The sequence below is a fragment of the Rhizobium sp. WW22 genome, from assembly GCF_047041135.1.
Classification (GTDB): Bacteria; Pseudomonadota; Alphaproteobacteria; order Rhizobiales; family Rhizobiaceae; genus Rhizobium.
The window spans coordinates 1,828,920-1,841,534 of record NZ_CP178199.1 but is presented as its reverse complement, the minus strand read 5'-3'; the positions used below and the strand labels follow the sequence as shown (position 1 = coordinate 1,841,534).

At 59.5% G+C, this 12,615-nt stretch carries 11 protein-coding genes and 1 pseudogene; 6 read left to right on the top strand and 6 right to left on the bottom strand.

Annotated elements, in window-relative coordinates:
- The first annotated feature begins 60 nt into the window (after positions 1-60).
- Together ACK83U_RS27480 and ACK83U_RS27475 are read left to right on the top strand one after the other, a co-directional pair.
- Positions 61-639: a flavodoxin family protein gene (locus tag ACK83U_RS27480; protein WP_162700971.1), complete on the top strand. Its 579-nt coding sequence runs from the start codon at positions 61-63 to the stop codon at positions 637-639.
- A 318-nt stretch (positions 640-957) separates the two neighbouring features.
- Positions 958-1,602: a glutathione S-transferase family protein gene (locus ACK83U_RS27475; protein ID WP_412474946.1), complete on the top strand. Its 645-nt coding sequence runs from the start codon at positions 958-960 to the stop codon at positions 1,600-1,602.
- Between the two features lie 125 nt (positions 1,603-1,727).
- Here ACK83U_RS27475 and ACK83U_RS27470 read toward each other — a convergent pair whose 3' ends face one another.
- Positions 1,728-2,621: a LysR family transcriptional regulator gene (locus tag ACK83U_RS27470; RefSeq protein ID WP_112338115.1), complete on the bottom strand. Its 894-nt coding sequence runs from the start codon at positions 2,619-2,621 to the stop codon at positions 1,728-1,730.
- A 110-nt stretch (positions 2,622-2,731) separates the two neighbouring features.
- Here ACK83U_RS27470 and ACK83U_RS27465 point away from each other — a divergent pair, with 110 nt between their 5' ends.
- From ACK83U_RS27465 to ACK83U_RS27450, 4 genes are all read left to right on the top strand, one after another.
- Positions 2,732-3,814 (top strand): 4-oxalomesaconate tautomerase, encoded by a 1,083-nt coding sequence (locus tag ACK83U_RS27465; RefSeq protein WP_112609875.1) that lies wholly within the window; start codon positions 2,732-2,734, stop codon positions 3,812-3,814.
- A gap of 47 nt (positions 3,815-3,861) precedes the next feature.
- Positions 3,862-4,863 carry an ABC transporter substrate-binding protein gene (locus tag ACK83U_RS27460; protein WP_112609877.1) on the top strand — a complete coding sequence of 334 codons (1,002 nt, stop codon included), beginning with the start codon at positions 3,862-3,864 and terminating at the stop codon, positions 4,861-4,863.
- A gap of 74 nt (positions 4,864-4,937) precedes the next feature.
- On the top strand, positions 4,938-5,708 hold the full coding sequence (locus tag ACK83U_RS27455; protein ID WP_412475038.1) for an ABC transporter ATP-binding protein: 771 nt from the start codon (positions 4,938-4,940) through the stop codon (positions 5,706-5,708).
- Positions 5,692-6,465, top strand: a complete 774-nt coding sequence (locus ACK83U_RS27450; RefSeq protein WP_112609881.1) for an ABC transporter permease — start codon at positions 5,692-5,694, stop codon at positions 6,463-6,465. The genes ACK83U_RS27455 and ACK83U_RS27450 overlap by 17 nt, the downstream gene beginning before the upstream one ends.
- Before the next feature lie 110 nt (positions 6,466-6,575).
- Here the strand turns inward: ACK83U_RS27450 and ACK83U_RS27445 are convergent.
- The 5 genes and pseudogenes from ACK83U_RS27445 to ACK83U_RS27425 form a co-directional block, all read right to left on the bottom strand.
- Positions 6,576-7,486: pseudogene (locus ACK83U_RS27445) on the bottom strand (ABC transporter permease).
- On the bottom strand, positions 7,483-8,583 hold the full coding sequence (locus ACK83U_RS27440; protein ID WP_112609885.1) for an ABC transporter permease: 1,101 nt from the start codon (positions 8,581-8,583) through the stop codon (positions 7,483-7,485). The pseudogene ACK83U_RS27445 and the gene ACK83U_RS27440 overlap by 4 nt, the downstream one beginning before the upstream one ends.
- The gene (locus ACK83U_RS27435; protein WP_112609887.1) at positions 8,580-10,103 is read right to left on the bottom strand and encodes an ABC transporter ATP-binding protein; all 1,524 of its coding nucleotides are present in this window, start codon (positions 10,101-10,103) and stop codon (positions 8,580-8,582) included. Before ACK83U_RS27435 ends, ACK83U_RS27440 begins: the two co-directional genes overlap by 4 nt.
- A 7-nt stretch (positions 10,104-10,110) precedes the next feature.
- A complete protein-coding gene (locus ACK83U_RS27430) occupies positions 10,111-11,211 on the bottom strand; it encodes a BMP family ABC transporter substrate-binding protein (RefSeq protein ID WP_112338127.1) in 1,101 nt (366 codons plus the stop codon).
- A 21-nt stretch (positions 11,212-11,232) separates the two neighbouring features.
- Positions 11,233-12,612 carry an amidohydrolase gene (locus ACK83U_RS27425; RefSeq protein WP_112609889.1) on the bottom strand — a complete coding sequence of 460 codons (1,380 nt, stop codon included), beginning with the start codon at positions 12,610-12,612 and terminating at the stop codon, positions 11,233-11,235.
- Positions 12,613-12,615: the final 3 nt, after the last annotated feature.

Below are 12,615 nucleotides of genomic sequence, written 5' to 3'. Positions count from 1 at the left end.
TACGGAGCGAAATCGCCTCCGGACTGCGCAAAGCCACGGCCCCAAGGAGGCCAGATCATCATGTCACATCGCAAAACCAATACAGCCGTCGTCTATCATTCCGGCTACGGTCACACTCAGCGAATGGCGGAAGCCGTGGCGGAAGGGGCGGGTGGTACACTCTACGCCATTGACGCTGACGGCAACCTTTCAGACGAGGCCTGGGCCGCATTGGATGCCGCTGACGCCATCATCTTCGGATCGCCGACCTACATGGGTGGTCCGAGCTGGCAGTTTAAAAAATTTGCCGACACGTCCTCGAAGGCCTGGTTTGCCAACAAATGGCAGGACAAGGTCTTCGGAGGCTTTACCAACAGCGCCAGCCTGAACGGTGACAAGCTCAACACCCTCGAATATTTCGTTCTTCTGGCGGGACAGCATGGCGGTCTGTGGGTCAGCCTGGGTATGAAGCCAGCAAACGTGAAGGCATCGAAGCGTGACGATGCCAACAGGATGGGATCGTACATCGCGCCCATGGCTCAGTCCGACGCCGATGCAGCCCCGAGCGAAATGTCGGTCGGCGATCTGGAAACAGCCCGCGCTTACGGCGAGCGCGTCGCATGGGTTGCGCTGCGGCTCGCGTTGGCTCAGGCGGCCTGATATCGGCACCGGTTCTCAAGGCGTAAACGGCTGCTGACTCCCGTGGGCAAGCGGCCGCTTACTGCGTGACCGGCTCTTGGCGTGGCGGCGTGAAGATCGACTGTGCATGTTCAATCCGGTTGGTTTCCCCGGTCCTTTTCTACCTACGGATCGCGGATTCTCGCATTGATCGTCCGTCAGCCTCTTTCATACGGACGTGGCTCGGCTATGTCCCGGGAAGTTGTACTCCCGTCCGTGGTGGAAAAATCCTGCCAGCCATTGTCGGGCTGCCCCCGTTTCAATCGTCCCTAAGATAACACGCCATAAATGGAGAGGACGATGAGCAACAAGATATCGACCATCATTACCGTCTTTGAACGATCGCCCGACCGCGGTCGGGGACTGGCGCGGGATATGCCGGTTCGCTGGGCGCTCGAAGAAGTGGGAGAGCCTTACCAGGTCCGCCTTGTGTCGTTCGAAGCGATGAAGGAGCCCGCACATCGCGCGCGTCAGCCCTTCGGGCAAATCCCGACCTATGAGCGAGGCGATCTCATTCTCTTCGAGTCGGGGGCGATCGTGTTCCATATCGCAGAACATCACCAGGGCTTGCTGCCGGACGACGCCAACGGCCGTGCCCGCGCGATCGCCTGGATGTTCTCTGCGCTTAACACGGTGGAACCGCCGATCATCAACCGCGGTGTCCACGAGCCCTGGTACGAGCAGCGCCGTCCGCTCGTTGAAGAAGCCATCCGCGATCGACTGGGTGACCTGTCCGCTCGCCTTGGCGATGCCGACTGGCTCGAGGGCGCATTCAGCGCCGGCGACCTGATGATGGTGTCGGTGCTGCGCAGGTTGCACGCATCGGGAATTCTGAACGAATACCCGAACCTTCACGCCTATGTCAGTCGCGGTGAAGCGCGGCCTGCCTTCAAACGTGCTTTCGATGCCCAGTTGGCGGTTTTCACCGCCGCATCGGGCGACTAAGTGCGATTTGCAGAAAGGCTGGCTGTCGTCGCAGGTTCGCCCGCTCAGTTAATTGAGCGCTCCGAACGATTTTGAGCTGGCGCTGCCTGTCAGAGCGTGTTGTCGGCTGTGCCTGCCGATTAGTTTTATGTCCACGCCCCGATCAGCATGCGCATGAAATGCTCGGCAGCGGGCGACAGCGTTCCTCCCCGGCGGCGGACAACGCCGATAGTGCGCGAGATTTCGGGGTTTCGGATCGGACGTGTGATCAGGAAGGGATGCTCTCCCTGCGGGGTCGCCATTTTCGGCAGCACGGAAATCCCGAGCCCTGCCTCCACCAGACCGAGCGATGTGGACAGATGGGTCACTTCGTAAAACCAGTTGAGCTTGATGTTCGATCTGGCCAGAGCAGCGTCGAGCAACGTCCTGTTTGCGCTGGAGCGATGAACCGTGATCAGCGGGTAGGGTTCAAGATCCTGCCATCGGACCTCTTTCTTTTCCGCCAGCGGATGGTCGCGCTTGGCTGCCAGAACAAACGGATCCTCGGCCAGTCTCTCGAAGATCAGATCGCTGTCGGAGCTCCCCATGATATTGATTCCGAATTCGACCTCGCCGCGTGCCACCGCCTGCAGTGCGTCAGTCGCGGTCAGATCGAGAATCCGAAGCCGAATATTCGGATATTCCTGGTTGAACTGGCGAATGACGGACGGCAGGAAATAAAAGGCTGCCGTCGGCAGGCATGCAATTGTTACCAGGCCTCCACGCTTGGTTCCCAGTTCCCGCATCGAAAACAGCGAACCGTCGAACTCTTCGAGCATACGCTGCACCAGAGGCACGAGCTCGGTTCCGAGAGCTGTGGCCGCGACATGGCGCGTCGTTCTTTCCAGCAGAGGCGCGCCGATTGCCTGCTCCAGCTTTTGGATGCGCCGGCTGAGCGCCGGTTGCGACATGTTCAGCTGATCGGCCGCGCGATGAAAGCCCTGCAGTTCGACCACGGCAAGGAAGGCTCTAAGGTCAAGGATTTCGCAATTGATGTTCATTCTGTATCAATGCCCTCGATTTTAGCATTTCACATATCAATCATTAATTCCATAATAGCAATAACAAGGCTGATTGATACGCCAATCACATTATACGGCGAGAAAAACGCATGAATGATTTGCTCTCCATACCGTGCGTGCTGATGCGGGGCGGCACCTCGAAGGGCCCGTTCTTTCTGGCGTCGGACCTGCCTAAGGACCCGGCCGAGCGGGATCAGGTGCTTTTGTCGGTGATGGGTTCTGGGCACCCGCTTCAGATCGATGGTATCGGAGGGGGAAATCCGGTCACTAGCAAAGTTGCCATTTGCGGCCCGGGAACGGTGCCTGGCGCCGACGTGGATTATCTGTTTGCGCAGGTTCGCGTCGACAGGCAGATCGTCGATACCTCACCCAATTGTGGGAATATGCTGGCGGCTGTTGGGCCGTTCGCAATAGAGGCGGGGCTTGTGCCGGTCACCGGAGAGACCACTCTCGTCAAAATCTTCAACGTCAATACCGGCAAGATGATTGAAGCCGAGGTTCCGACACCGAACGGCGCGGTAGCCTATCTCGGCGACGCGAAGATCGATGGCGTACCCGGCCAGGCCGCTCCGATCGCGCTTACGTTCAAGGATGCGGCAGGTGCCCGAACGGGACAGCTCTTCCCAAGCGGCAAATCGATAGAGACGATCGACGGCATCGACGTGACCTGTATCGATTGCGCGATGCCGATGCTCCTGATCGAGGCCGCCTCGCTTGGCGTGACCGGATACGAGAGCGCTGCTGAACTGAACGGCAATCAGTCGCTGATCGAGCGGCTGGAAGATCTTCGTATCCTTGCTGGCGAGAAAATGGGAATGGGCGACGTTCGCAGTCAAGTCACTCCGAAACCGGTCCTCATCTCTCCCGCCAGACAAGGCGGCGCATTGAGCGTACGGTATTTCATGCCGAATGAATGCCATCCGTCACTGGCGACAACAGGCGCTGTCGGGATTGCAACGGCCTGCGTAAGCGAAAACACCGTGGCATCCCGCCTTATTGGCGTTCAAACACCGCCCATCGTGCTTTCCATTGAACATCCGAGCGGCCATCTGGACGTGAAGCTGCAGTTGCGAGATGGGAAGCTCGTCGCCGGAATTCTTCGCACGGCACGCCGGCTGTTCGAAGGCCATGTCTTTGCGAAACCCGCCAAAGCGCTGGTTTGTGCAGCATAATCAATCAACCTATGGTGCCGGGAGGGTGCCAAAATGGAGGAGATCGAATGAAAAAGCTTATTCTCGCACTCGCTGCGGCGGTCGCGCTATCCGGAACGGCTTTCGCGGAACCTGTGCGCATCAGCGTTGGTTCCTACAACCTCAACAACCTGCCTTTCCCGGTCGCGCAGGGGTTGGGTCTTTATGAGAAAGAGGGCCTGGAGGTCACCGTCGAAAACTTTGCGTCGGGCGGATCGAAGACCCTGCAGGCGCTGGTCGCCGGCTCGACGGATGTTGCTGTCGGCTTTTACGACCATACGATTCAGATGCAGTCGCAGAACAAGCATGTTGTCGCCTTCGTAGAGCTCGGACGCAATTCCGGGCTGGTGCTGGCCGGCGGCAAGGACGCGAAATTCGACCCGAAAAATCCGGAGACCATTAAGGGCGCCAAGATCGGGATCACCGCTCCGGGATCGTCCTCGGACTTCTTCATTCGCTACTATCTTCAGCGGCATAAGCTGTCGGCGAACGACGTTTCGATCATCGGCGTCGGATCGGGCGCCGCGGCAGTGGCAGCGCTTCAGCAGGGCAAGATCGATCTGCTCGTAAATTACGATCCTGCGGCGACATTCGTGGTCGAGAAGGGTGTCGGAAAGATCCTGATCGATGCTCGCAACGACGATGGCGCTAAGGAAATCTATGGTGGCATCTATCCGACATCGGTGCTCTACGCCACCCAGGACTACATTTCCAAAAATCCGGAGACCATTCAGAAGGTCACCAATGCAACGGTAAAAGCGCTTCAATGGATGAAGACGCACAGCGCCGCAGAGATTGTCGAAAAGCTCCCGCCTGAATTCATTTCGGGCGACAAGGAGACATATATCAAGGCAGTTGAAAACGCCCGGCAGATCTTTTCCACGGATGGGCTGCTGGACGAAAAAGATATCAAGACGCCTCTCGATGTCCTGACGTCGTTCAACGACAAGGTCAAGGCTGCTAAGATCGACCTTTCCAAAACCTATACCAACGAATTTGTAGCTAAGGTGCCGGCGACGGCATCGAACTGAGGGAGGTTAAGATGTCCGTGACAGCCTTAAAGCCGGCAGCACAGACACCGCATGAGGCGGCGTCACCCAAAGCGATGGTGGCAATCGAAAATGTCACCATGGCCTTTGGCTCCTTCGTCGCGGTCCAGGATGTGAATCTGGCGGTGGCCGATGGCGAATTCGTCGCTATCGTCGGGCCGACGGGCTGTGGCAAAAGTACGATCCTGAATGCGATCGCAGGTCTTTTGAAGCCGGCAAAGGGCTCGGTCTCCATCGATGGCAGCGTGGTCTCCGGCATCCAGAATAATATCGGCTATCTGTTTCAGCAGGATGCTCTGCTTCCCTGGAAAACCGCGATCGAAAATGTGGAACTTGGGCCGATGTTCCAAGGCGTCGGCGCGGGCGAGCGCCGGGAGCGAGCCCTTAAATGGCTGGCGAAGGTCGGGCTTAAGGGCTTCGAGGACCGCTATCCGCACCAGCTTTCGGGCGGCCAGCGTAAGCGTGTGCAAATGGCGCAGGCGCTGATAACCGGGCCGAAGGTTATCCTCATGGACGAACCTTTCTCCGCGCTCGACATTCATACCCGGCATTTGATGCAGAATGAGCTGCTTCGGCTATGGCAGGAAGAGCAGCGGGCAGTGGTTCTGATAACCCATGATCTTGAGGAAGCGATTGCTCTGGGGGATCGCGTTGTGGTTCTGGCCTCGGGTCCCCGGTCGCGTGTCATCGACAGTTTCCCTGTCGATCTGGAACGGCCTCGCGATGTCGCGGAGATCAAGCTCGATCCCCGCTTTACCGAACTCTATCGCAATATCTGGGCTTCCCTGCGCGGTGAAGTGGAGAAAAGCTATGAACGCCATGACTGAGAGACTTACCCAACTGGCATTGCTGCTGGTCATTGTCGGCGGTTGGGAGATCGGCGTGAACTTGGGCGTGATCGACGTCTTCTTCTTTCCCTCGCCTGTCGATATCCTGAAACAGGTATTCACGTGGGTGACCGATCCAGGCTTCTTCAAGCATGTGACCATCACCCTGACAGAAACGGTGCTCGGCTACGTCATCGGCACGGCTCTTGGCGTTGCGGCAGGCGTATGGCTCGGACTGTCCCGCTCCGCTGCCCGAATCCTCGATCCGTTCATCAAAGGCCTGAACGCCATTCCGCGTGTGGTCCTTGCCCCGATCTTTGTCCTTTGGCTCGGCTTGGGCCTGTGGTCCAAGGTGGCTCTCGCCGTCACGCTCGTGTTCTTTGTAACCTTTTTCAACGCGATGCAGGGCGTGCGGGAAGTCAACCCGGTGGTGCTGTCCAATGCGCGCATTCTCGGGGCGAAGAAATCCGAACTGCTGCGCCATGTCTATTTCCCGGCTGCGGCGAGCTGGATCCTTTCATCGCTTCGGACATCCGTCGGTTTTGCGGTTGTTGGTGCCATCATCGGTGAATATCTGGGTGCATCGGCCGGTCTCGGTTACCTCATCGCGCAGGCTGAAGGGAACTTCGATGCCGTCGGCGTTTTTGCGGGGATCTTTATCCTGGCAGTGTTCGTCCTGCTGATCGATCTCATCCTGGATTTCGTCGAGGCTCGTCTGATCAAATGGCGTCCCCGCGCGGCAGAGCGAACCACCTGATTGCGCAAAGATAGTCGGAGCGTTCACGCATTTCTTCGAATTGCTTGAACGCTCTTTGGTTCTATGCGCATCCGGCCGGAAAGCCGGTGCGCATTTTTTCTGGAATTGCTTTAACGCTCAAACGGCTCGCCGAGGGAGGCGACACCGTTGAGCTTGAGCAGGCGACGGTCGGCTGAGATAATGCCGAGGACGATGATCGTCACGAGATAAGGAAGGCACGCCAGGAGTTGGGAGGGGACGGCAAATCCGGTCGCCTGGGCGGCAAGTCCCATAAGCGATACCGCACCAAACAGGCAGGCGCCCAGGAAGATCCTCCCCGTCAGCCAGGTTCCGAATACGACGAGAGCAATGGCAATCCAGCCGCGCCCGGCGATCATGCCGTCCGCCCAGAGCGGTGTATAGATCGTGGACGCGTAAGCGCCGGCGAAGCCTGCCATCATGCCGCCGAATGCAACCGCGGCGAAACGGATCGCAATAATGGGATAGCCGATCGCATGCGCGGCTTTCGGGTTTTCACCGACCGCGCGCAGCACCAGGCCAACCTTGCCGTAGGCAAACAGCGCCCTATGGCGATCGTCGCGACAAGCGAGATCCAGACGACGATATCCTGGTTGAAGAGGCCACCGATAACCGGGATGTCCGACAGCCCGGGGATCGCGATCTTTGGCAGCGTCGTGATGGTCAGGCTCTCATAGCTCTTGCCGAACAGCGCCGAGAGGCCCTGGCCGAAAATCCCGAGAGCAAGGCCGGCCGCAACCTGGTTCGCGTTGAAACCCAGGATGATCCCGGCAAAGATCATCGAAAGGAGAGCGCTTCCGAGACCCGCGGCGAGGAAGGCGAGAAAATGGCCGCCGCCGTGATAGACGACAATGAAGGCGATGGCGGCACCAAGCGCCATCAGCCCCTCGACACCGAGGTTGAGGACACCGGCACGCTCTGCGATAAGCTCGCCCAGGGCTGCCAGCAGAAACGGTGTTGCGGCTGCCAGCATGCCCGCAAGAATGAACTCGACAGCACTCATGATGTGCTCCGTCCGGATGTGGGGTGCCATACGATACGGTAGCGCACGAAGGCCATGGCGATCAGATAGATGAGGAGCAGGCTGCCCTGGAATACGCGGACGGCGGCAATCGGCAGATTAGCGGAAACCATGGCGTTGTCGCCGCCGATATAGAGCGCTGCCATGACGATCGAGGAAATGACGATGCCGATGGGATTGAGACCGCCGAGGTAAGCGACGATGATTGCGGCGTAGCCATATCCGGTCGAGATCGAACGCTGCAGCTGGCCAAGCGGGCCGGCAACCTCGGCAGCACCGGCAAGACCGGCCGCCGCTCCGCCAATGATCAGCGAGAGCCAGATTGCCCAACTCTCCTTGAAGCCGGCATAGCTCGCCGCGCGGGGCGCCAGTCCGCCGACCTGCAATTTATAGCCGGCGAAGCTCTTCTGCATGAAGATCCATGCGGCAATCGACAGAGCAAGGGCAAACACGAACGAAACATTGACCCGCGTTCCCTCAAATAGGATTGGCACCATGGCATCGTATTGGAACATGACCGACTGCGGGAAGTTGAAGCCGTTCGGATCTTTCCATGGCCCGAGAAGCAGATAATTGAGCAATTGCGCGGCGACGAAGCTCAGCATCAGCGAGACGAGGATCTCGTTGGCATTGAGCCTGACACGCCAGAAGGCGGTGAGAGACGCCCAGAGCGCGCCGCCGAGGGTGCCGAGCAACAGCATCGCCGGCCAGATCCATTGGCCCGTTGCCTGCGGCATCCAGATGGGTATGGCGGAGGCGAAGATTGCCCCGAGAATGAACTGGCCCTCGGCACCGATGTTGAAAATCTTCGTTCGAAAGCCGATCGCCAGACCCTGTGCGATCAGAAGCAGCGGACCGGTCTTCAGCAATACCTCTGAGAATGATGCCCACGAGACGAACGGCTCGATCAGCATGGCGTAGATCACCGCTGCCGGGTCGCGACCCATCGCAATGTAGAGGCCAAGATTGAGGGCGATTGTCACGATGAGGGCAATCGGTGGCGCGAGCAATTTCGCAGTCAGCGAGGCTCGTTCCCGTCGAACCAGGGTGGGCAGGACGGCGGAGAAGGAACTGCTCATGCGGGCGCTTTCTCGCGTTGGGGCTGTACGCCGATCATGTATCGACCGATCTCTTCCGGGTGGGTATCGCGCGTGACGAGCGGCGGGCTCAGCCTGCCGTGATAAAGGACCTGGATAAAATCGCTGAGTTCGAACAGCTCCTCGAGTTCTTCCGATATGACGAGAATGGCCATGCCCTGATTGCGCAGCTCAATCAGCCGCTTGCGAATGGCGGAGGCCGCGCCCACATCGACGCCCCAGGTTGGTTGCGCGAGAAACAGCAGTTTCGGCGCCAGCATGATTTCGCGCCCGACAATGAACTTCTGCAGGTTTCCGCCGGAAAGCGAGCCTGCTTCCGCATCCGGGCCGGGCGTGCGCACGTCGTAGTTCCGGATACATTCGGTTGCGAAGGCGGTCGCCTTGCCGCTGTCGAGGAGGCCATGTCTCACGAGCCTCAAGGGATGAGCCGTTAGCAGACCATTGAGCGTCAGCGAGATTTCGGGGACGGCGCCATGGCCCAGCCGGTCTTCCGGGACAAAAGCAAAGCCGAGCTTCCGGCGGCTCGCTGCGTCGAGGCTACCCACGTCGTGCCCCATCATGAAGATCTGGTCGCGCTTGTCCCGCGGCAGGGTCGTTTCCCCCGAAATCAGGGCTGCCAGTTCCTTTTGTCCATTGCCGGAAATGCCGGCAATGCCCAGAATCTCGCCGCTGCGCACCGTCAGGCTGATGGTGGAGAGCGGCATGCCAAAAGGATCGTCGGGTCGGTAATCGAGGCCAATGAGTTCCAGGCGCTTTTCGCCTTCGGCCATAGGCAATGCAGGGATTGCTTCCGGCATGTCGCGGCCGATCATCATGCGGGCGAGATCATGGGCGTCATGCTCGCGGGGATCCACATGCCCGGTCACATGTCCAGCGCGCAGGATGGTGGCGCGGTCACACAGGGACTGGATCTCCTCCAGTTTGTGCGAGATGAAGAGGATCGAGACGCCGCCATCTCGCAGCCGGCGCAGCGTCTCGAACAGCTTCCCGACGGCCTGCGGCGGCAGCACCGATGTCGGCTCGTCGAGGATCAGCAGCTTCGGATCGGTCATCAGGCATCGGATGATTTCCACCCGCTGCCGCTCGCCAACAGACAGTTCGTGCACATGGGCGAGCGGATCGACTTCGAGACCGAATTCATCCCCCAATGTGCGGATGCGCCGCGCAAGTTCGGCCCTGCGGCCAGCCACGATCAAGCGAATGTTCTCGACGACCGTCAGGTTCTCGAACAGCGAGAAATGCTGAAAGACCATCCCGATGCCGGTACGCCTCGCCTCCGCAGGGGAGGCAAGGCTGAGAGGCTGCCCATGCCAGGCGATAGTCCCTTCGTCCGGTTGTTCGACGCCGTAGATTAGCTTCATCAGGGTCGATTTGCCGGCGCCGTTTTCTCCGAGGATGGCATGGATCGAGCCCTTGGCCACGTCCAGGTCGATATGCTTGTTAGCATGGACCTGGCCGTAGCTTTTGGAGATGCCGCGCAGCGACAGCAGCGGAATGGTCATGACGTGATTACTTCGGCAAAGGCGTCTTCACACCTTTGACATGCCAGTCCATCGCGACGATCTGGGCATCCGTCAATGTCGCGCCCGAAGCCGCTCCCTCGCTGCCGTCGGCCTTGGTGATCGGGCCGGTAAACGGCGAGAAGCTGCCGCTTGCGATCTTGCCTTCGGTTTCTTTGATCTTTGCCATGGTATCGGCGGGGATTGCCGTGCTCCAGTCAACGACCTGGACGACCTTCTCCGCGACGCCGAGAAACGCGTTGGCGCCTTTGAACGTGCCGGCGAGATGGGCATCGACCGATGCCTTGAAGAACGGCGACCAATCTGTGGACACGCAGCCGAGATAGGTTTTCGGCGCATATTTCTTCATCGAGGAGTTCAGGTTGAAGGCGTAGACACCGGCTTCCTCGCAGGCCGATATGACCGAGGGCGTATCCTGCGCGTTCGAGAAGATCACGTCGCAGCCTTGCGAGATCAAGGCCTTGGCCGCTTCCTGCTCTTTGGCGGGATCGAACCACGAATTGACCCAGACGACCGATACTTCGATGTCTGGCTTCACCGCTTGTGCGCCGAGCGTGAAGGCGTTTACCGACGTGATCAGTTCGGGAATCGCGAAGGCGGAGACCGAACCGAGCTTGCCCGTCTTGGAGACGGCGGCAGCCGCCATGCCAAGCAGGTAAGTTCCTTGAAAATACTTGGCGGCGAAGGGGGAGAAATTCGGCGCGACCTGGAAGCCGGAGGCATGCAGGACGCTGACCTTCGGATTGCGACGGGCAACCTGAAGCGCGCCGTTCTGATAGCCGAACGAGCCGGCGATCAGGAAATGGTTTCCATCGGCGACCGTCTTGTTCATGATGCGGTCCGCATCCGGACCTTCGGCAATGTTCTCGATCACCGTCACCTTGACCTTGTCGCCATAGGCGGCCTTGATCGGATCAAGGCCCGCGGCTAGCGCATGGCCCCAGCCGACATCGCCGATCGGCGAGGGCACGACGAGCGTGATGCCGAGCGGTTCGTTTGCGGCAAAGGCAGAGCGGCCGGTAAAGGCCGTTGCGAGGCCTGCAACAGCCGCGCTCTTCATCAATGTTCTGCGGGTCAGATTCTTCTGCATCCCAGTTCCCCTTTTGGTTTTTCAGAATTCTACTGTTGCAAGTGCTGCCTCGGCCGCGGCAAACAGCGCAGCCTCGTCCAGTCCGGTAAATTCACCGCCCTGCCAGACGATGCGTCCGTTGATCATGGTCAGATCGGTGGGCATGCCGATCCCGACCTTGGCAATCAGGCTCAGCGGGTCATGCCGAGTCCCGACATAGTCCATCCGTCGCGTATCGATCGCGAAGAGGTCGGCTGCCATGCCCGGGGCGAGACGGCCGATATCGGTGCGCCCGAGCAGGCTTGCGCCTCCGCTTGTCGCATAGCGCAGAAAATCGAGCGGGGCAGGGACCGAGTGCTGACGCGTCGAGGCCGTCAGGCACTGCAGCATGTAGGCGGAATGGATGCAGTGCATGAGGTTCGAGTTGTCGTTCGATGCGGCTCCATCGCAGCCGAGGCCGATGCGCAGGCCGAAAGCCTGCATCGCCGGGATATCGGTCACTTCGGCGCCGACGAGGTAGACCGGCTCCGGACAATGGGAGACGCCAGTGCCGCTGGCCGCCATCTTGCGCAACTCGTCATGCGTCAGTTCCCAGCAATGGGCGTAGAATGCATCAGGGCCGGCAAAGCCCAATTCGGTGCAGTAGTCGACCGTGCGCATGCCATGCCGCGCCTCGATGACCGGGCTTTCGCCTTCGCCGACATGTGTGTGCATCTGCACGCCGCGATCGCGCGCCAGCGCAACCGACTCGACGAAGGTTTCGCGATAGCAATTGACCGGCTGGCAAGGTGCGACCACCACCTGGCGCATGCTGAAGGGGCCGGCATCGTGATAGCTGTCGATCAGCCGCGCGCAATCAGCGATGAACTCATCCGTGGTTTCGAGCATGGCATCCGGGATCGTCGACCCCTCGGACTTCGGCAGGGTGTTGCCGCCGCGGCCTGCGTGAAAGCGCATTCCGAGCAATTTCGCCGCTTCGAACTGGCGATCGATCAGGCGCTTTCCGGCATGGCGGGGAAAGCAATATTGATGATCGAAGGCGGTGGTGCAGCCATGCTTGATCATCTCGGCCATGGCGGTGACCGAGGAATGATAGAAGCAATCCTCTGTCAGTCGCGAGAAGATCGGATAGATGCGGTCGAGCCATTCGATGACGGAAAGTTTCGTCCAGTCGAGATCCGCCCGGTTGCGCACGAAGCATTGAAAGAAGTGGTGATGGGTGTTGACGAGCCCCGGATAGACGAACCAGCCGGTAGCATCCTGAATGATCGTGCCCTCAGGCAGGACATTCAGCGACAGGTTTTCGCCGATCGCCTGGATCGCCGGACCCTTGGTAAGCAGGTCGACGTTTCGGCGTACGCTCGGTCCCTTGCCCTCATCGACGATCACAGCGGCGCAATTTTTCAGGAGGTAGCCGGTCATTTC